Raw genomic sequence first — 19,269 nt, forward strand, 5'->3', positions numbered from 1 at the left:
GTGTGGCCGGCTCCCTCTCCCTCTGGGAGAGGGCTGGGGTGAGGGCGTGATGTGGCACCCAACTTTCAGTCGTCGGCCGCCCAGCCGCGGGTACGCTCCACGGCCTTCTTCCACCCTGCATACAGCCGCGCGCGCTCGGCTTCGTCACAGGCCGGCTGGAACACCCGTTCGATCACCGCCTTGTTCTTCAGCTCGTCCAGGCTGCCCCAGAAGCCGCAGGCGAGGCCTGCCAGCAGGGCGGCGCCGAGCGCGGTGGTCTCGCGCATCTGCGGGCGTTCCACCGGGGTGCCGAGGATGTCGGCCTGGAACTGCATGAGGAAGTTGTTGGCCACCGCACCGCCGTCCACGCGCAGGGCGCGCAGCGGTTCGCCGGCGTCCTGCTGCATGGCGTCGAGCACGTCGCGGGTCTGGTAGGCGATGGATTCCAGGGTGGCGCGGATCAGGTGGTCGGCCTTCACCCCACGGGTCAGGCCGAACAGCGCGCCACGGGCATACGGGTCCCAGTAGGGCGCGCCGAGGCCGGTGAAGGCGGGCACCAGGTAGACGCCGTTGCTGTCCTTCACCTTGGTGGCGAAGTACTCGGAGTCGTGGGCGTCGTTGATCACTTTCAGCTCGTCGCGCAGCCACTGCACGGTTGAACCGCCATTGAATACCGCACCTTCCAGCGCATAGGCCACGTCGCCGCGCGGGCCGCAGGCAATGGTGGTGAGCAGGCCGTGGGTGGATTTCACGGCCTTGTCGCCGGTGTTCATCAGCAGGAAGCAGCCGGTGCCGTAGGTGTTCTTCGCCTGGCCTGGCTCCACGCACATCTGGCCGAACAGCGCGGCTTGCTGGTCGCCGGCGATCCCGGCAATCGGCGTGCGGTGCATGCCCAGGCCGCCGACCTTGCAGTGGCCGTAGACCTCGGAGGAAGCGCGCACCTGCGGCAGCATGGCACGCGGCACGTCCAGCGCGGCGAGCAGGCGTTCGTCCCAGTCGCGCCTGTGGATATCGAACATCAGGGTGCGCGAGGCGTTGGTGTAGTCGGTGACGTGCACCTCGCCTTCGGTGAGCTTCCAGATCAGCCAGCTGTCGACCGTGCCGAACAGCAGTTCGCCGCGCTGGGCGCGCTCGCGGGCGCCGTCTACGTGGTCGAGGATCCACTTGAGCTTGGTGCCGGAGAAGTAGGGGTCGATGACCAGCCCGGTGGTGTCGCGGATGTGCTGCTCCAGGCCGTCACGCTTGAGCTGCTCGCAGATCGCCGCGCTGCGCCGGCACTGCCAGACGATGGCGTTGTGGATCGGCCGGCCGGTGGCCTTGTCCCACACCAGGGTGGTCTCGCGCTGGTTGGTGATGCCGATGGCGGCCACTTCGCCGAAGCCGATGTTGGCCTGGGCCAGGGCTTCCACCAGGGTCGAGCTCTGGGTCGCCCAGATTTCCATGGGGTCGTGTTCGACCCAGCCCGGTTGCGGATAGATCTGCGCGAACTCGCGCTGCGCCGTGCTGACCACGTTGGCGTCGTGGTCGAAGACGATGGCGCGCGAGCTGGTGGTGCCCTGGTCGAGGGCGACGACGTATTTCTTGTTCTTCGGGTCGGTCATGGCGGCGGCCTTGTGCGGATTCCGTTCGGCAGCTCCGGCCACGCAGGCCGGAAGAGCAATGGCGCAGACCATACGGGATTCGCTGGCGTCGGTGAAGCGAACACCGTGCAGTGCAGCACGCCTTGGCTTACTGTTATGCGCTGGAAAGCCGCTCGCGAGAAGCCCGCCGATCATGACCCCCGCCATCGACCTGCTGAAGAAGAACCGCGCCGAACACCATGTGCTGAGTTACGAGCACGACCCCAAGGCGCCGTCCTACGGCCTGGAGGCCGCCGAAAAGCTCAACCTCGACCCGGCGCGGGTGTTCAAGACGCTGCTGGCGGCCAGCGAGAAGGGCGAACTGCTGGTGGCGGTGGTGCCGGTGGTGGGCACCCTGGACCTCAAGGCGCTGGCCCATGCGGCGGGCGTGAAGAAGGCCGACATGGCCGACCCCAACGCCGCCCAGCGTGCCACCGGTTACCTGGTCGGTGGCATCAGCCCGCTGGGGCAGAAGAAGCGCCTGCGCACCTTCATCGATGAATCCGCCCAGGGCTTCCCGACCATCCACGTCAGCGCCGGTCGACGTGGGCTGGAGGTGGAGTTGAGCGCCGAGACGCTGGCCGGGCTGACGGCGGCGAAGTTTGCGCCTATCGGGCGCAGTTGAGCTTTTTCAGGAGCATCTGTGTTCTCTTGATGAGTGCGTGCCGGCCTGTGCCCTTACCCCAGCCCTCTCCCAGGGGGAGAGGGGGTAGATCGTGCCGGCTGACGCTTTGGTTTCATCCTGCACCGAACGGTCCCCTCTCCCGCTTGCGGGAGAGGGTCAGGGTGAGGGGCTCCTGATCTTGTAAAGGTTTGGGGGACTGTGTGGTCCCCACTGTACGGTTCACCGTTCGCCGGCTTCTGTCATGCTCGGCCATCACTGACAAGGAGATTGCCATGCTGCTCGACTTCCACCAGGTGGACGCCTTCACCGACCGTCCTTTCGCCGGCAACCCGGCCATGGTCTATCGCCTCGACGCCTGGCTGAGCGACGAGCTGATGCAGAAGATCGCCGCCGAGCACAACCTGTCGGAGACTGCCTTCCTGGTGCGCGAAGCCGAGGGCTGGCGCATCCGCTGGTTCACTCCGACCGCCGAGGTGCCGCTGTGCGGCCACGCGACCCTGGCCAGCGCCCATGTGCTGTTCGAGGTGTTCGACGAGCCGGGCGAGGTGCTGGAGCTGAACTCGCTGTCCGGCCCGCTGCGGGTGACCCGCGAGGATGGCCGGCTGGCGCTGAACTTCCCGGCGCAGCCGCCGAGCGAGTCGGGGTCCACGGTGGAGTTGCAGAACGCGCTGGGCGTCGAGGTGGTGGATGCGCTGAATACCGCCAATCACCTGCTGGTGTTGCTGGAGTCGGAACAGGCGGTCCGTGATTGCCAGCCGGATTTCGCCGCCCTCTCTCGCCTGCCTTACCTGGGCGTGATCGTCACGGCGCGCAGCGATGACTACGACTTCGTCTCACGCTTCTTCGCCCCGGCGATCGGCCTCAACGAAGACCCGGTGACCGGTGCCGCCCACTGCGTGCTGATTCCCTATTGGTCGCGCCGCCTGAACAAGCTGCAGCTGCGCGCATTCCAGTCCTCGGCACGCGGCGGCGAACTGTGGTGCCGTCTGGAAGGCGAGCGCGTGAGCATCGCCGGCTATGCGCGCCTGGTGGCCAGCGGTCGTCTGCTGGTTGTTTGATCTGTGACCGGGGGGCTTGCCGTCCCCCGGCGTACCCTTGCCTTCATTCACGGCCGCGTCGCTCCTGCGCGGCGCGTCCGAAAGGAGGCAAGCCCATGGCAATCCTGCTCATCGCTGACTATCCATCCACCGGCGCCCCCGCCGCTCTCGCTCCGGCGACCCTGAGCGCCCTCGCGGCTGCCCGACAGATCGGTGGCGAGGTCCATCTGCTGCTGGCCGGCAGCGGCCTCGGCGACCTGGCCGGGCGCGCCCGATGCATCGACGGGGTGGCGCGGGTTCTGCTGGCGGACGACACGGCCTACGACCACCTGCTGGCGGAAAACCTGTCTGCGCTGGTCGTCAGTCTGGCGCCGCGCTACACCCACATCCTCGCGCCGGCCACCGCCGTGGGTCGTGATTGCCTGCCGCGCATCGCGGCCTTGCTGGATGTGGACGCCGTGTCCGACGTCACCGCCGTGATCGACGAGCAAACCTTCCAGCGCCCGATCTACGCCGGCAACGCCATCGCCACCGTGCGCTGCGAGGGGCCAGTCGCGGTGCTGGGTATTCGTCCTACGGCGTTCGACCCGGTCGCCACCACAGGTGGTCACGCTGAGCTGGAGCGCATCGACGGGCCGGGCGATCTCGGCCTTTCGCAGTGGCAGGACGAGGAGCATCCGGACTTCGAGCGCCCGGCGCTGGAGTCGGCAGATGTCATAGTCGCTGGTGGTCGCGGGTTGCAGACGGCGGAAGGCTTCGCTGCGCTCTATCCCCTGGCGGATCGTCTGCACGGGGCTGTGGGGGCTTCGCTGGCAGCGGTGGATGCGGGCTTTGCGCCGGCGGAGCTGCAGATCGGCCAGTCCGGGCGCATCGTCGCGCCGCAGCTCTATCTCGCCGTGGGGATTTCCGGTGCAGTGCAGCATGTGGCTGGGATGAAGGACGCCAAGGTGATCGCCGCGATCAACCTCGATCCGGACGCGCCGATTTTCGAGATCGCCGACTACGGTCTGCAGGGCGACCTGTTCGAATTGCTGCCGGAATTAGCGAAGGCGCTCGCCTAGAGCGCCACGCTGCCCTGGGCCGGGAACAGCACCAGATGCTCGGCGGCCACGCCGATGCCTACTTCGTCGCCCGGCTGATGGTCCGCATGGCTGGGGAACAAAGACTCCAGCTGGGTGCCGGTCGGCAATTGCAGGCGATAGAGCGTCGCCGCGCCGAGGAATGACTTGCCGACGATCCGCGCCTTCAGCGCGCCATCGGCGGCGGGCACCAGATCATCCGGGCGCAGCAGCACGTCCACCGCGCTGCCGTCCGGCAGGCTGTAGGCGCGGTTGCCGCGCAGCAGGCCCAGTTCGGTCTGCACTGCGTCGGTGCCGCACATCTGTCCGCGAATGAAGTAGCCCTGGCCGACGAAGCTGGCGACGAAGGGCGTCTGCGGTTCGTGGTAGAGGTTGAACGGGGTGTCCCACTGTTCCAGCAGGCCGTTGCGGAACACGCCGACATGGTCGCTGACGGCGAAGGCTTCTTCCTGATCGTGAGTCACCAGGATGGCACTGGTACCGCGCGCCTTGAGAATGTCGCGCACCTCGTGGCTGAGCTGGCGGCGCAGCTCCACGTCGAGGTTGGAGAAGGGTTCGTCGAGCAGCAGCAGTTGCGGCTGCGGTGCCAGCGCACGGGCCAGGGCCACGCGTTGCTGCTGGCCGCCGGAGAGTTCGTGGGGGAAGCGCTGACCGAGGCCACCGAGCTTCACCAGTTCCAGCAGCTCGCCGACGATGCGCTCGCGCTCGGGGTCCTTGCGGATGCCGAAGGCGATGTTGTCCGCCACCGACAGGTGCGGGAACAGCGCGTAGTCCTGGAACACCATGCCGATCCGGCGCTTCTCCGGTGACAGGGTGAAGCCGGGGCGCGAAATCACTTCGCCGGCCAGTTCGATGCGGCCACTCTGCACCGGCTCGAAACCGGCGATGGCGCGCAGGGTGGTGGTCTTGCCGCAGCCCGAGGGGCCGAGCAGGCAGCCGATGTCGCCGGCGTTCAGGTGCAGGCTGACGCCTTGCACCACACGCTGCTGTTCATAGCCACAGGAAAGATCGTCGAGGGTGAGCAGCAGCGGTTGGGTCATCGGACTCTAAACAGGGATCAGGCGTAATGCGCGTGCTCGACCAGCAGTTCGAGCAGGGCTTTCTGCGCGTGGAGACGGTTTTCCGCCTGGTCCCAGGCCACGGAGCGCGTGTCGTCCAGCAGGTCTTCGCTGATCTCTTCGCCACGGTGGGCCGGCAGGCAGTGCATGAATAGTACATCCGCCGCCGCGCCGTCGAGCAGCGCACGTGTTACCTGATATGGCTGGAACAGGCGCAGGCGCGCGGCCGCTTCGTCTTCCTGGCCCATGGAGGCCCAGACGTCGGTGCTCACCAGATGGGCGCCGGCCACGGCTTCGCTAGGTGCGCGGAAGATCTTCACGCGCTCGCCAGCCTGCTGCATCAGCGCGGCGTTCGGCTCATAGCCTGCCGGGCAGGCCACGTTCAGCTGGAAATCGAAGCGGATCGCCGCCTCGATGTAGCTATTGCACATGTTGTTGCCGTCGCCGATCCAGGCCACGGTCTTGCCGGCGATGCTGCCGCGATGCTCGTGGAAGGTCTGCATGTCGGCCAGCAGCTGGCAGGGATGCAGGTCGTCCGACAGGCCGTTGATCACCGGCACGCGGGAGTTCTCGGAGAACTCGATCAGGTTGCTGTGGGCGAAGGTACGGATCATCACCGCATCGACCATCCGCGACATGACCCGCGCGGCATCGGCGATCGGTTCGCCACGACCCAGCTGGGTGTCGCGCGGGGAGAGGAAGATGGCCTGGCCGCCGAGCTGGATCATGCCGGCTTCGAAGGATATCCGCGTGCGGGTCGAGGCCTTCTCGAAGATCATCCCCAGCACGCGGTTCTTCAGCGGTTCGTAGAGCACGCCTCGGTCGCGCAGGTCCTTCAGCTCGCTGGCGCGGCGGATCAGACCGAGCAGTTCTTCGGTCGTGTAATCCAGCATCGAGAGGAAGTGACGTGCGCTCATGGTTCGTACCTACTACTTATTCTCAGAATCAGGCCGAGGTACCGACCGGCTTTCGTGAGAAAAAACGGGCTGAACCTGCGGCGGGACCGCATGGAGCGGGAAATGGGGGAAGGCGCGATCCTATAAGGAAATGACGGATCTACGCAAGTTTCGCCCGGAGGGCCCGTCGGGCGCGGCTTCAACATGGTCGTTCCTGATGTCCCGCGATTCACCCGACGGAAGCTGGTGGTGCATCCTCCAGCCAGGATTCATAGTGCTTTCGACCCCGCGACCGGCCCCCTGAGGCGCCGGCGACAACAAGAACGAGGCGAGCCATGAGCAAGACCCTCCACCACCGTGCGTGCCATCTGTGCGAGGCCATCTGCGGCCTGACCATCGAGACCGAGGATGAGCGCATCCTCTCGATCAAGGGCGATGCCCAGGACAGCTTCAGCCGCGGCCACATCTGCCCCAAGGCGGTGGCCCTGCAGGACATCCAGAACGACCCGGACCGTCTGCGCCAGCCGGTGCGTCGCGTCGGCAACGAGTGGCAGCCGATCAGTTGGGACGAGGCCTTCGAGCTGGTCGCCACGCGTCTGGCGGACATCCGCCAACGCCACGGCAACGACGCGGTGGCGGTCTATCAGGGCAATCCCAGCGTGCACAACTATGGGCTGATGACCCACAGCAACTACTTCCTCGGCCAGCTGAAGACCCGCAACCGCTACTCGGCGACCTCCGTGGACCAACTGCCGCACCACCTGGTCAGCCAGCAGATGTTCGGCCACGGCCTGCTGATCCCGATCCCCGACATCGACCACACCGATTTCATGCTGATCCTGGGCGGCAACCCGCTGGCGTCCAACGGCAGCATCATGACCGTGCCGGACGTGGAGAAGCGCCTGAAGGCGCTGAAGGCGCGCGGCGGCAAGCTGGTGGTGGTCGATCCGCGCCGCACCGAGACGGCGGCGCTGGCGGACCAGCACCTGTTCGTCCGCCCTGGCGAAGACGCAGCCTTGCTGCTGGGCATCCTCGACACGCTGCTCAGCGAAGAACTGACCCGCGAGACCTCCCTGCCAGTCAACGGCCTGGAGGCGGTGCGCGAAGCGCTGGCGCCGTTCAAGGTGGAAGCCATGGCCGCGCGCTGTGGTGTGCCCGCCGAGGATATTCGCCAACTGGCGCGGGAATTCGCCGCTGCCGACAAGGCCGTTTGCTACGGGCGAATGGGCGTTTCCACCCAGGTTTTCGGCAGCCTCTGTCAGTGGCTGGTGCAGTTGATCAACCTGGTCACCGGCAACCTCGACCGCGTCGGCGGCACGCTGTGCACCACACCGGCGGTCGATCTGGTGGCGACCACCGCGGGCGGCGCGTTCAACCGCTGGCAGAGCCGCGTCTCTGGCCTGCCGGAATACGGCGGCGAACTGCCGGTGGCGGCGCTGGCTGAAGAGATGCTCAGCGAAGGCGAAGGGCAGGTGCGTGCGCTGGTGACGGTGGCCGGCAACCCGGTGCTGTCCACGCCCAATGGCCGACGCCTGGAGCAGGCGCTGGACGGCCTGGAGTTCATGCTCAGCGTCGACCTCTACATCAACGAGACCACCCGCTACGCCGACCTGATCCTGCCGCCCACCGCGCCGCTGGAGCACGATCATTACGACACCACCTTCAACGTCTTCGCGGTGCGCAACGTCACCCGTTTCAACGAGGCGATCCTGCGCAAACCCGAAGGCGCCCTGCACGACTGGGAAATCTTCGTCGGCCTGGCCAGGGCTTTCGCTGCGCGCCTGGGCAACGAGCTCAAGCCGACCCTGGCGCCGGAGCAGATGATCGAGATGGGCCTGCGCTTTGGCCCCTATGGCGACGCCAGCGAGCACAAGCTGAACCTGGCGCGGCTGCGTGAGCATCCCCACGGGCTGGACCTGGGCCCGCTGCAGCCGAACCTGGCACCGCGCCTGAAGACGGCCAGCCGCAGCATCGAGGCGGCGCCGGACATCTTCCTCAATGACCTGCGCCGTTTCGCTGACAGCCAGTCCCATGCCATCGACCAACTGCTGCTGATCGGCCGCCGTCACGTACGCAGCAACAACTCGTGGATGCACAACTACCACCGCCTGGTGAAGGGCAAGCCGCGCCACCAGTTGCTGATGCACCCGCAGGACCTGGCCACGCGCGGGCTGGTGGACGGGCAGAAGGTGCGGGTGCGTTCGCGGGTCGGCAGCATCGAGATCGAAGTGGCCGCCAGTGACGAAGTCATGGCCGGTGTGGTCAGCCTGCCCCACGGCTGGGGGCACGGGCGGCCGGGCGTGCAGCTGTCGATTGCCCGCGAGCAGGGTGGCGCCAGCGCCAACGACCTGACCGACGAACGCCACCTCGACGCGCTCTCCGGCAACACCGCGCTCAACGGCGTGCCGGTGGAGGTCGAGGCGGCCTGACGAGCTGACGCACGTCACCTGCAAAGCCGAGCGTTGCACTCGGCTTTGCAGTACAATGCGCGGTACCGTGCCGGCCAAAGCCCACCGTGGGGACTGCCGGGTCAGTATCTGAAAGTTAAGCCGAGGAAGTTCATGGATATCATCGATACCATCAAAGAGCAGATCTCCAGCAACCCTGTCCTGCTGTACATGAAGGGTTCGCCGAACGCTCCCCAGTGCGGTTTCTCGTCCCGCGCCGCGCAGGTGCTGATGGCTTGCGGTGAGAAGTTCGCCTACGTCGACATCCTGCAGAACCCGGAAATCCGCGCCAACCTGCCCAAGTACGCCAACTGGCCGACCTTCCCGCAACTGTGGGTCGGTGGCGAGCTGGTCGGCGGCAGCGACATCCTGGCCGAGATGTTCGAAAAGGGTGAGCTGCAACCGCTGATCAAGGACGCCGTAGCCAAGGCCAACGCCTGAGTCTTTCGTGCTGTCGCACAAAGCCCCGCCTTGGCGGGGCTTTGTTTTTGGGAAGAAATAAACAATGACTGAACAGACGCGGGCCAACGCCGCGCGCTGGGCGTGTGGATACTGCTTCGCCATGGGCGGGATGGTCCACGGCAGCGTGATGGGGCGGGTGCCGGCCCTCAAGAGCATGACCGGGGTGGACGAGCAGCAACTGGGCCAGGCCCTGCTGGGCGCAGGCTTCGGTGCGCTGCTGGCGTTCGCCTTCGCCGGTGCGCTGGTGCGTCGCTATGGCAGCCGGGCAATCACGGTAATTTCCGGGCTGGCGCTGATGGCAACCTTCCCTCTGCTCGGGCTGGCGCAGGATGTCTGGGTGCTGGCGGCGGGCTTCCTCGCCGTCGGCCTGACCTTTGCGACCATGGACGTGGCGATGAACACCCAGGCGGTGGAAGTCGAGCGGCGCCTCGGTCGCCCATGCATTTCCAGCCTGCACGGCATGTACAGCCTGGGCGGCCTGGTCGGAGCCGTCGGCGCAGCAGCCTTTGCCGATCTCGCACCGATCTGGCATTTCAGCCTGCTGGCGTTGATCGCCGTGGCGATCCTGCCATTCTTCGCCCGAAACCTGTTCGAAGGACGTCCGGAACCGCTGGAGGACGAGGCGCCAGCCCAACGTGGCTGGCGCCTGCCGCCACCGGCGCTGATCGGCCTGGGGCTGCTGACCCTCTGTGCTTTCGTTTCCGAAGGGGCGGTCGCCGACTGGGGCGCCTTGCTGCTGCACCAGGTGCTGGGCGCCTCCGAACGCCTGGCGGCGCTGGGCTTCGCAGCGTTCTCCGCGACCATGGTGCTGGGCCGGCTGTTCGGTGATCGCCTGCGCGTGCGCTTCGCCGACGAGGCGCTGGTGCGTAACCTCGCGCTGCTGGCGATTGCGGGCATGTTCCTGGCGCTGTTCAGCCCCTGGGTGGCCGGCGCGATTGCCGGTTTCGCCCTGGTGGGCGCGGGACTGTCGGTGGTGGTGCCGATCCTGATCGGCGCAGCCGGCAACCGGCCGGGCGTCGAGCCGTCGCGTGGCGTGGCAGCAGTGGCGTCGTTCGGTTATGGCGGCTTGCTGATGGGCCCGCCGCTGATCGGCTTCCTCGCCGAGCACGTGGGCTTGCGCCTGTCTTTGCTGGTGGTGGTGGGACTGTGCGCCGGGCTGGTGCTCAAGGCGTCACTGGTGCGCCGTCCGCCAAAGGCGAACGCCTAGAAGGGAAGGGCACCGGCGTCCACAACCGCGCCGGTGCCTTGTGCCTGATCAGTCGTCTTCGTGCATGTGCGACTGCAGGTAGTTTTCCAGGCCGACCTTCTGGATCAGGCCCAGCTGGGTTTCCAGGTAGTCGATGTGCTCTTCCTCGGACTCGAGGATGTCCTTGAGCAGGTCGCGGCTGACGTAGTCATGCACGCTTTCGCAATGCACGATGGCGTCGCGCAGGTCCTTGGTGGCCTTGAGTTCCAGGTTCAGGTCGCACTGCAGCATTTCCTGGGTGTTCTCGCCGATCAGCAGCTTGCCCAGGTCCTGCAGGTTGGGCAGGCCTTCGAGGAACAGGATGCGTTCGATGAGCTTGTCGGCGTGCTTCATCTCATCGATGGACTCGTGGTACTCGTGGGCACCAAGGCGCTTCAGGCCCCAGTCGTTCCACATGCGCGAGTGCAGGAAGTACTGGTTGATGGCGATCAGCTCGTTGCCGAGGATCTTGTTCAGATGCTGGATGACTTTCTTGTCGCCTTTCATGCCGGGGTCCTGCCGTGTGGAGTGGGAGAGATTGAAATTCTCGCGCCCTTATAACCATCTGTCAAACATAAGTCCTTGAAATTGTTATAAAAAGGAATATGAATGCGAATGTTTTCATTCCGCAACTTGACGCTAAACCACTGAATTACAGGCATAAAAAAACCGGGCCTAGGCCCGGTTTCTTCGGAATATCTGCTGAACTGATCAGCGGTATTTTTTCTCAGCCCGCCGCGTAGGCCAGGTTGTAGTTCATCGACTGGGCACTCTGCAGCTCGCCGAGGGTATCGCGGACCACCTGTTTGGCCAGGCAGGCGCACTTGCCGCACTGGGTGCCGACACCGGTGCATTCGCGCACTTCGCGGTAATTGCAGGCGCCGTCGTAGATCGCATCGCGGATCTGGGTATCGGTGACACCGTTGCAGAGGCAGACGTACATATGTGCACTTCAGTCGCTGTGGGGTTGTTGGAAGCGATACTAATAATAATGAGAATGATTGTCAAAAGTTGACGGGATCTCATTTCGGCCAGCCGATAAATGGTTAACGGGTTCAAGGAGTTAGCGTCGAGACCGCGTGGATGAAGGCTTCGCGCCCGCGGTGTATGATGGCTCCCCCCTGGAGCGGCAGCCCCTCAAGCACGGCAGTTTTGACCGGGCAGGGTGCCTGGCTCCGCAGCGCCTCACTCTCAAGGAGAAGGAAATGAGCGTACTCGTCGGTAAGAAAGCCCCCGATTTCAACGTGGCTGCCGTGCTGGGCAGCGGCGAGATCGTCGACAGCTTCGTACTGTCCGAAGCCATCAAGGGCAAGTACGGCCTGGTGTTCTTCTACCCGCTGGACTTCACCTTCGTCTGCCCGTCCGAGCTGATCGCCCTGGATCACCGCATTCCCGAGTTCCAGGCGCGCAACGTGGAGGTGATCGGCGTCTCCATCGATTCCCACTTCACCCACAATGCCTGGCGCAACACCCCGGTGGACAAGGGCGGCATCGGCCCGGTGAAGTACACCCTGGCCGCCGACATCAGCCACGAGATCTGTAAGGCCTATGACGTCGAGTCCGAAGGCGGCGTGGCCTTCCGCGGCGCCTTCCTGATCGACCAGAACGGCGTGGTGCGCTCGCAGATCATCAACGACCTGCCGCTGGGCCGTAACATGGACGAGCTGCTGCGCCTGGTGGATGCCCTGCAGTTCACCGAGGAGCACGGCGAAGTCTGCCCGGCCAACTGGAAGAAGGGCGACAAGGGCATGACCGCCTCGCCCGAAGGCGTCGCTGCCTACCTGGCCGAGAACGCCGGCAAGCTGTAAGGCTGCTGCTGCATGAAAGAGCCCCGCTTCGGCGGGGCTTTTTCATGCACGGTCGAGCGTGTGTGATTGGCGTAGGAGCGGACTCCGTCCGCGATAGGCTCGCGTCGCACCGGATGCCATCGCGGACGGAGTCCGCTCCTACGAATTGCCAAAGAAAAAGCCCCGCGAGTGCGGGGCTTTTAATTCACGAAGCAGCGATCAGTGATCGTCTTCCATCCAACCGCCGAATTCCTTCCAGCGGTTGACGATGCCGCAGAACAGCTCGGCGGTCTTCTCGGTGTCGTATCGCGCCGAGTGCGCCTCGCGGTTGTCGAACTCGATGCCGGCGGTCTGGCAGGCCTTGGCCAGCACGGTCTGGCCGTAGGCGAGACCGGCCAGCGTGGCGGTGTCGAAGCTGGAGAACGGGTGGAACGGGTTGCGCTTCACGCCGCTGCGGTTGACTGCGGCGTTGAGGAAGCCCAGGTCGAAGCTGCTGTTGTGGCCGACCAGGATTGCCCGCTTGCAGCCGTTGGACTTCAGCGACTTGCGGATGCCCCGGAAGATTTCGGTCAGCGCCTGTTCTTCCGGCACGGCCATGCGCAGCGGGTGGTCCAGCTTGATGCCGGTGAACTCCAGCGCCGCCTGTTCGATGTTGGCGCCTTCGAAGGGCTCCACACGGAAGAAGTAGGTGTGCTCCGGGAACAGGTAGCCGCTGTCGTCCATGCCGATGGTCACGGCAGCGATTTCCAGCAGGGCGTCGGTGCCGGCGTTGAAGCCGCCGGTCTCGACGTCGACCACGACCGGCAGGTAGCCACGGAAGCGGCGCGCCATCGGGTGGCGCGGGCCGGGCGGGAAGGAACCGTCGAGTTCTTCTTCGAAGATTTCGTTCTCGTCACTCATGCCTCGGTCTCCAGCAGGCGCCAGCGCAGTTTTTCACCGGCGCGCAGCGGGACCACGTCGAAGTCGCCGAACGGCAGGGAGGCCGGGGCTTCCCATTCTTCGCGGACCAGGGTGATGCGGTCGCTGTTGCGCGGCAGGCCGTAGAAGTCCGGGCCGTGGAGGCTGGCGAAGCCTTCCAGCTTGTCCAGCGCCTTGCGTTGCTCGAAGGCCTCGGCGTACAGCTCGATGGCGGCGTAGGCGGTGTAGCAGCCGGCGCAACCGCAGGCGGCTTCCTTGGCGTGGCGCGCGTGGGGAGCCGAGTCGGTGCCGAGGAAGAACTTCGGGCTGCCGCTCGTGGCGGCATCCAGCAGGGCTTCCTGGTGGGTGTTGCGCTTGAGGATCGGCAGGCAATAGAAGTGCGGGCGGATGCCGCCCACCAGCATGTGGTTGCGGTTGTAGAGCAGATGGTGCGCGGTGATGGTGGCGCCGACGTTGGCCGGGGCGGCCTTGACGAAGGCGGCGGCATCGCCGGTGGTGATGTGTTCGAAGACCACCTTGAGGGTCGGGAATCGCTCGACCACGCGGGTCAGGTGCTCGTCGATGAAGCGCTTCTCGCGGTCGAACACGTCGACCTCGGCGCGGGTCACCTCGCCGTGCACCAGCAGCGGCAGGCCGACTTCGGCCATGGCTTCGAGCACGTGGAAGATGTTGTCGACGCTGGTCACGCCCGAATCGGAGTTGGTGGTGGCGCCGGCCGGGTACAGCTTGGCGGCGTGCACGAAGCCGGAGGCCTTGGCGGCGCGGACTTCCTCGGCGCTGGTGCGGTCGGTGAGGTAGAGCACCATCAGCGGCTCGAAGCGGCTGCCGGCCGGGCGGGCGGCGAGGATGCGCTGGCGATAGGCGTCGGCTTCGGCGGCGTTGCGTACCGGCGGCACCAGGTTCGGCATGATGATGGCGCGGCCGAAGGTGCGGGCGGCGTCGCCGACGGTTTGCGCGAGAGCGGCGCCGTCGCGCAGGTGGATGTGCCAGTCGTCGGGGCGCAGAAGTGTCAGGCGGTCGGACATGCGGATTCCAGGGAGGCGGTTGCAGCGGGAAGAGGGTGAAATGCTACCGGAAAAGGCCGTCGCCGGCACTCGCTATCAAGTTTTGCCGAGGCCGACCGATAGAATCTGGGACGCCTCTTTACCTGTATGGAAGCCATCGTGCGCCAGCCCTCTCTTCTCCTGCTCGCTCTCTGCGCCAGCCTTCCGGCCTGGGGGCTGACCTTCCAGACGCGCATGGAGAGTGCGCAATGGACGGTGGCGGGCGATCAGTTCGAGTGCCGGCTGTCGCAGAGCGTGGCCGGTTTCGGCCTGGGCGAATTCGTCTGGCGTGCCGGCGAGCAGCCGACCTTCCGCCTCAAGCCGCAGACCGGCTGGCTGGGCAGTGGCTCGGCAACCTTGCTGGCCGCCGCGCCGCCGTGGCGGCCGGGGCAGGGCGACCTGAACCTGGGCTCGGTGCAGGTCGGTTCGGGCGACGTTCCGTTCAACAGCACCCAGCAGCAGGCCGGGCGCCTGCTCGGCGGCCTGCTGGAAGGCCGTGCACCGGAAGTGCGGCACCGCACGCGTACCGGCGACAACCTGCTGGTGCGGCTGATGCCCACGCGTTTCGCCGACGGATACGCGCAATTCCAGGATTGTTCGACGAAGATGCTCCCGGTCAACTTCGACCAGGTGCGTCAGAGCCAGATCAGCTTTCCCGACGGCGGTACCGAGGTCGACGCCCTGGGCCGCGCCAAGCTGGAGATCATCCTGCAATACATGAAGGCCGACCCGACGGTGAACCGCATCGAACTGGACGGCCATTCCGACAACAGCGGCAACCGCCTGGCCAATCGCGAGGCTTCGCGCCGCCGCGCCATTGCGGTGATGGAGTACCTGAAGGCCAATGGCGTGGCCGAATCGCAGATCACCGTGCGCTTCTATGGCGAGCGCTACCCGCTGGTGAAGAACAACTCCGCCGCCAACCGCGCGAAGAATCGCCGGGTGACGGTGAACCTGTCCCGCGAGGCGGTCGTCGACCAAGCGCCTGCCGATCCCCCGCCAGCACCCGCCGCAGCGGCTCCCGGCGCCGCCAGCGCCCCAGCCGGGGGCGCCCCGGCAGCGCCTGCAAGCAACGCCACCAATCCGGCCGTCACGCCGCCTGCCGCACCCAAGGGGTAAGCTGCGGCGGCGGGTCGCACCGACGATAGTATTTGTCGCTTTGTCGTCAAAAGCTGTCGCCCCTCTGTAAATTATTCCAGGCGAGCAGTAGAATCGGACCCTTTCGAGACAACCCCCGTGGAGTTGAGTGGCATGGCGGACGTGAAGAAGGTAGTCCTGGCGTATTCCGGTGGCCTGGATACCTCCGTGATTCTGAAGTGGCTGCAGGATACCTATAACTGTGAAGTGGTGACCTTCACCGCCGACCTGGGTCAGGGCGAGGAGGTCGAACCGGCCCGCGCCAAGGCCAAGCAGATGGGCGTGAAAGAAGTCTTCATCGAGGACCTGCGAGAAGAGTTCGTCCGCGACTTCGTGTTCCCGATGTTCCGCGCCAACACCGTCTACGAAGGCGAGTACCTGCTGGGTACTTCCATCGCCCGTCCGCTGATCGCCAAGCGCCTGATCGAGATCGCCAACGCCACCGGCGCTGACGCCATCTCCCACGGCGCCACCGGCAAGGGCAACGACCAGGTGCGTTTCGAGCTGGGCGCCTATGCGCTGAAGCCGGGCGTCAAGGTCATCGCTCCCTGGCGCGAGTGGGACCTGCTGTCCCGCGAGAAGCTGATGGACTACGCCGAAACCCACAACATCCCGATCGAGCGCCACGGCAAGAAGAAATCGCCGTACTCCATGGATGCCAACCTGCTGCACATCTCCTATGAAGGCGGCGTGCTGGAAGACACCTGGACCGAGCACGAAGAGGACATGTGGAAGTGGACCGTCTCCCCGGAGAAGGCCCCTGACGCTGCCACCTACATCGAGCTGACCTACCGCAAGGGCGATATCGTCGCCATCGACGGCAAGGACATGACTCCGGCCCAGGTACTGACCGAGCTGAACCGCATCGGCGGCGCCAACGGTATCGGCCGTCTGGACATCGTCGAGAACCGCTATGTCGGCATGAAGTCCCGTGGCTGCTACGAGACCCCCGGCGGCACCATCATGCTCAAGGCGCACCGCGCCATCGAGTCGATCACCCTGGACCGCGAAGTCGCTCACCTGAAGGACGAGCTGATGCCGCGCTACGCCAAGCTGATCTACACCGGCTACTGGTGGAGCCCGGAGCGCGAGATGCTCCAGCAGATGATCGATGCCTCCCAGGAACACGTGAACGGCGTCGTGCGCCTGAAGCTGTACAAGGGCAACGTCATCGTGGTCGGCCGCAAGTCCGACGACTCGCTGTTCGATGCCAACATTGCGACCTTCGAGGAAGACGGCGGCGCCTACAACCAGGCCGATGCCGCGGGCTTCATCAAGCTCAACGCACTGCGCATGCGCATTGCCGCGAACAAGGGCCGCAAGCTGTTCTGATAAGCTTGCGTCTCCCGTGACAAGCAAACCCCGGCCACGAGCCGGGGTTTGTGTTTATAAGCCCGCCAACCGGGCACCTGATGAGGAAAGCATCGATGAGACTGCTGCACACCATGCTGCGCGTCGGCGACATGGACAAATCCATCGCCTTCTACACCGAAGTTCTGGGCATGACCCTGCTGCGTCGCAAGGATTACCCGGACGGCCAGTTCACCCTGGCCTTCGTCGGCTACGGCAACGAGGACGACAACAGCGTCATCGAGCTGACCTACAACTGGGGTGTGGATAAGTACGAGCTGGGCAGCGGCTACGGCCACATCGCCCTGGAAGTGGCCGACGTCTACAAGGCCTGCGAGGACATCCGCTCGCGCGGCGGCAAGATCACCCGCGAGCCGGGCCCGATGAAGCACGGCACCAGCATCCTGGCCTTCGTCGAAGACCCGGACGGCTACAAGATCGAGCTGCTCAGCCCGCAGCGCAAGGACTGATCCTTCGCCTGCTGGCGATGTGTCTCCGGAAAACCCCGCCGCCCTGGCGGGGTTTTTCTTTTCCGGCTGTCATCAGAAAGTCACCACAGCGTTCATACTCAAGGGGCATCGACGCTGGAAGCGTCGATTGCGGAAGCAGTTTCCGCCATTCGCTTGTCAGAGTCAGAAGGAGCGCGCTGCGGGCCGAAGAATCCCCGCCGTGACGCCCCCTGCAACAACGGCTGAATGGACGGCCGCATCGATTTACCGGAAGGCCCGCGCGCCAGCGCCCGGCCTCCATCGTCAAGGAATACAGCATGTCCCCAAGACCGGTTAACAACGCCTCGGTCAGCCCCAAGGGCAGCCTTGAAACCCTCTCCCAACGTGAAGTCCACCAGCTCAGCGAAGCGGGCTCGGGCAGCACCTACAAGCTCTTCCGCCAGTGTGCCCTGGCCATCCTCAATACCGGCACGCAGATCGACAACGCCAAGCACATCCTCGACGCCTACCGCGACTTCGAGCTGGAAATCCATCAGCAGGACCGCGGCGTGCGCCTGGAGCTGTTCAACGCGCCGGCCGACGCCTTCGTCGACGGCGAGATGATCGCCAGTACCCGCGAGATGCTGTTCAGCGCCCTGCGCGACATCGTCTACACGCAGAACGCGCTGAACAGCCGGCGCTTCGGCCTGGACAGCTCGGCGGGCATCACCGACTACGTCTTCCACCTGCTGCGCAATGCCCGCGCCCTGCACGCCGGCGTGGAGCCGAAGATCGTCGTCTGCTGGGGCGGCCATTCCATCAGCACCAACGAGTACAAGTACACCAAGAAGGTCGGCCACGAGTTGGGCCTGCGCAGCCTCGATGTCTGCACCGGTTGCGGCCCGGGCGTGATGAAGGGCCCGATGAAGGGCGCCACCATCGGCCATGCCAAGCAGCGCATCACCGATGGCCGCTATATCGGCCTGACCGAGCCGGGGATCATCGCCGCCGAGGCGCCAAACCCGATCGTCAACGAGCTGGTGATCCTGCCGGACATCGAGAAGCGCCTGGAGGCCTTCGTCCGCCTCGGCCACGGCATCGTCGTGTTCCCCGGCGGGGTCGGTACGGCGGAGGAGTTCCTCTACCTGCTGGGTATCCTGATGCACCCGGACAACGCCGATCAGCCGTTCCCCCTGGTGCTCAGCGGCCCGCGCAGCGCGGCGGCGTACATCGAGCAGCTGCACGCCTTCGTCGGCGCGACGCTGGGCGAGGCGGCGCAGCAGCGCTACCGCATCATCATCGACGACCCGGCGGAAGTGGCGCGGGAGATGAGCCAGGGGCTCAAGCGGGTCAAGCAGTTCCGCCGCGAGCGCAACGACGCCTACCACTTCAACTGGCTGCTGAAGATCGACGAGGGCTTCCAGCGTCCGTTCGAACCGACCCACGAGAACATGGCGAGCCTGGACCTGGGTCGCGACGTGCCGCCCCACGAGCTGGCAGCGAACCTGCGCCGGGCGTTCTCCGGCATCGTCGCCGGCAACGTCAAGGAGCAGGGCATCCGCATGATCGAGGCGTTCGGCCCCTACGAGATCCACGGCGACGCCGCGATCATGGAACCGCTGGATGCGCTGCTGCAGGCGTTCGTCGAGCAGCACCGCATGAAGCTGCCGGGTGGCGCGGCCTACGAGCCGTGCTATCGGGTGGTGCAGCGCAGTCCAGCAATGGCCGACTGACTCAGGGCCCGCGCTTGGCAGAGGACAGTCCCCTCTCCCTCTGGGAGAGGGAGCCGTTCGAGTCAGCGGATACCGCGGAGTCAGCCTGACAGCACAAACAAAAAGCCCCGCCAGAATGCGGGGCTTTTTCATGCAGGTACTTCGCTTGGGACTTTCGTTCAGGAGCAGGCTTACAGATCGAAATCGTAGTCGGACAGTTGGCGCTGCAGGCGACGTTCTTCCAGGTAGTTGTCGATGATGCGGCGCTTGGTCAGGTTGGTCTTGGCGACCTCTGCGGTGGCTTCCGCGCCGTCATCGCTGTCGTCTGTGCTGACATCGTCCTCGAGTTCGAGGTCTTCTTTGTCGTTTGCCATTCGGTGCACTCCACAACACGGGGTGTGTTGGCGCCCCTTATATCGACAAAGGCCCGGACGGTAAAAAAGATTTTTTCAATCAGGCTGAAGGAA

The 19,269-nt window shown here is 65.5% G+C and carries 19 protein-coding genes; 11 read left to right on the forward strand and 8 right to left on the reverse strand.

The window, feature by feature from the left end; genetic code table 11:
* Window positions 1–65: 65 nt before the first annotated feature.
* Window positions 66–1,580: a glycerol kinase GlpK gene (gene glpK, locus HNP46_RS07565; RefSeq protein WP_184587382.1), complete on the reverse strand. Its 1,515-nt coding sequence runs from the start codon at window positions 1,578–1,580 to the stop codon at window positions 66–68.
* A 172-nt stretch (window positions 1,581–1,752) separates the two neighbouring features.
* Between glpK and ybaK the strand changes: the two genes are divergently transcribed.
* The 3 genes from ybaK (at window position 1,753) to HNP46_RS07580 (ending at window position 4,321) form a co-directional block, all read left to right on the forward strand.
* Window positions 1,753–2,223, forward strand: a complete 471-nt coding sequence (ybaK, locus tag HNP46_RS07570; protein ID WP_184587384.1) for a Cys-tRNA(Pro) deacylase — start codon at window positions 1,753–1,755, stop codon at window positions 2,221–2,223.
* A gap of 272 nt (window positions 2,224–2,495) precedes the next feature.
* The gene (locus HNP46_RS07575; protein WP_184587386.1) at window positions 2,496–3,281 is read left to right on the forward strand and encodes a PhzF family phenazine biosynthesis protein; all 786 of its coding nucleotides are present in this window, start codon (window positions 2,496–2,498) and stop codon (window positions 3,279–3,281) included.
* Between the two features lie 95 nt (window positions 3,282–3,376).
* On the forward strand, window positions 3,377–4,321 hold the full coding sequence (locus HNP46_RS07580) for an electron transfer flavoprotein subunit alpha/FixB family protein (RefSeq protein ID WP_184587388.1): 945 nt from the start codon (window positions 3,377–3,379) through the stop codon (window positions 4,319–4,321).
* Here the strand turns inward: HNP46_RS07580 and HNP46_RS07585 are convergent.
* Window positions 4,318–5,379: an ABC transporter ATP-binding protein gene (locus tag HNP46_RS07585; protein ID WP_184587390.1), complete on the reverse strand. Its 1,062-nt coding sequence runs from the start codon at window positions 5,377–5,379 to the stop codon at window positions 4,318–4,320. The genes HNP46_RS07580 and HNP46_RS07585 overlap by 4 nt on opposite strands.
* 17 nt (window positions 5,380–5,396) lie before the next feature.
* Window positions 5,397–6,314 (reverse strand): ornithine carbamoyltransferase, encoded by a 918-nt coding sequence (argF, locus tag HNP46_RS07590; protein WP_184587392.1) that lies wholly within the window; start codon window positions 6,312–6,314, stop codon window positions 5,397–5,399.
* Between the two features lie 314 nt (window positions 6,315–6,628).
* Between argF and HNP46_RS07595 the strand changes: the two genes are divergently transcribed.
* From HNP46_RS07595 to HNP46_RS07605, 3 genes are all read left to right on the forward strand, one after another.
* Window positions 6,629–8,722 (forward strand): molybdopterin oxidoreductase family protein, encoded by a 2,094-nt coding sequence (locus tag HNP46_RS07595; RefSeq protein ID WP_184587394.1) that lies wholly within the window; start codon window positions 6,629–6,631, stop codon window positions 8,720–8,722.
* Window positions 8,723–8,854: 132 nt separating this feature from the next.
* Window positions 8,855–9,181 carry a Grx4 family monothiol glutaredoxin gene (gene grxD / locus HNP46_RS07600; RefSeq protein ID WP_184587396.1) on the forward strand — a complete coding sequence of 109 codons (327 nt, stop codon included), beginning with the start codon at window positions 8,855–8,857 and terminating at the stop codon, window positions 9,179–9,181.
* Between the two features lie 64 nt (window positions 9,182–9,245).
* Entirely contained in the window at window positions 9,246–10,409 is a 1,164-nt protein-coding gene (locus HNP46_RS07605; RefSeq protein ID WP_184587398.1) for an MFS transporter, read from the forward strand.
* A 48-nt stretch (window positions 10,410–10,457) separates the two neighbouring features.
* Here HNP46_RS07605 and bfrB read toward each other — a convergent pair whose 3' ends face one another.
* Both bfrB and HNP46_RS07615 read right to left on the reverse strand, forming a co-directional pair.
* The gene (bfrB, locus tag HNP46_RS07610) at window positions 10,458–10,934 is read right to left on the reverse strand and encodes a bacterioferritin BfrB (RefSeq protein WP_024765400.1); all 477 of its coding nucleotides are present in this window, start codon (window positions 10,932–10,934) and stop codon (window positions 10,458–10,460) included.
* A gap of 220 nt (window positions 10,935–11,154) precedes the next feature.
* A complete protein-coding gene (locus HNP46_RS07615; protein WP_045209834.1) occupies window positions 11,155–11,370 on the reverse strand; it encodes a bacterioferritin-associated ferredoxin in 216 nt (71 codons plus the stop codon).
* Window positions 11,371–11,632: 262 nt separating this feature from the next.
* On the opposite strand from HNP46_RS07615, the gene HNP46_RS07620 reads away from it, so the two are divergent.
* Entirely contained in the window at window positions 11,633–12,235 is a 603-nt protein-coding gene (locus HNP46_RS07620) for a peroxiredoxin (RefSeq protein WP_184587400.1), read from the forward strand.
* A gap of 198 nt (window positions 12,236–12,433) precedes the next feature.
* On the opposite strand, the gene rnt is transcribed toward HNP46_RS07620, so the two are convergent.
* Complete coding sequence (gene rnt, locus HNP46_RS07625; RefSeq protein ID WP_184587402.1) at window positions 12,434–13,114, reverse strand: ribonuclease T; 681 nt, start codon at window positions 13,112–13,114, stop codon at window positions 12,434–12,436.
* Window positions 13,111–14,157: a dihydroorotase gene (pyrC, locus tag HNP46_RS07630; protein WP_138212518.1), complete on the reverse strand. Its 1,047-nt coding sequence runs from the start codon at window positions 14,155–14,157 to the stop codon at window positions 13,111–13,113. The genes rnt and pyrC overlap by 4 nt, the downstream gene beginning before the upstream one ends.
* Window positions 14,158–14,295: 138 nt before the next feature.
* On the opposite strand from pyrC, the gene HNP46_RS07635 reads away from it, so the two are divergent.
* The 4 genes from HNP46_RS07635 (at window position 14,296) to ppnN (ending at window position 18,823) form a co-directional block, all read left to right on the forward strand.
* Window positions 14,296–15,294 (forward strand): flagellar protein MotY, encoded by a 999-nt coding sequence (locus HNP46_RS07635; protein ID WP_184587404.1) that lies wholly within the window; start codon window positions 14,296–14,298, stop codon window positions 15,292–15,294.
* Window positions 15,295–15,426: 132 nt separating this feature from the next.
* Window positions 15,427–16,644 carry an argininosuccinate synthase gene (locus HNP46_RS07640; protein WP_184587406.1) on the forward strand — a complete coding sequence of 406 codons (1,218 nt, stop codon included), beginning with the start codon at window positions 15,427–15,429 and terminating at the stop codon, window positions 16,642–16,644.
* Between the two features lie 95 nt (window positions 16,645–16,739).
* Window positions 16,740–17,132 (forward strand): lactoylglutathione lyase, encoded by a 393-nt coding sequence (gloA, locus tag HNP46_RS07645; RefSeq protein ID WP_184587408.1) that lies wholly within the window; start codon window positions 16,740–16,742, stop codon window positions 17,130–17,132.
* A gap of 296 nt (window positions 17,133–17,428) precedes the next feature.
* Complete coding sequence (gene ppnN / locus HNP46_RS07650) at window positions 17,429–18,823, forward strand: nucleotide 5'-monophosphate nucleosidase PpnN (RefSeq protein WP_184587410.1); 1,395 nt, start codon at window positions 17,429–17,431, stop codon at window positions 18,821–18,823.
* Between the two features lie 170 nt (window positions 18,824–18,993).
* Here ppnN and HNP46_RS07655 read toward each other — a convergent pair whose 3' ends face one another.
* Window positions 18,994–19,176: a PA3496 family putative envelope integrity protein gene (locus tag HNP46_RS07655; protein ID WP_017521020.1), complete on the reverse strand. Its 183-nt coding sequence runs from the start codon at window positions 19,174–19,176 to the stop codon at window positions 18,994–18,996.
* Window positions 19,177–19,269: the final 93 nt, after the last annotated feature.

This window comes from Pseudomonas nitroreducens, assembly GCF_014204515.1.
GTDB classification, from domain to species: domain Bacteria; phylum Pseudomonadota; class Gammaproteobacteria; order Pseudomonadales; family Pseudomonadaceae; genus Pseudomonas; species Pseudomonas nitritireducens_A.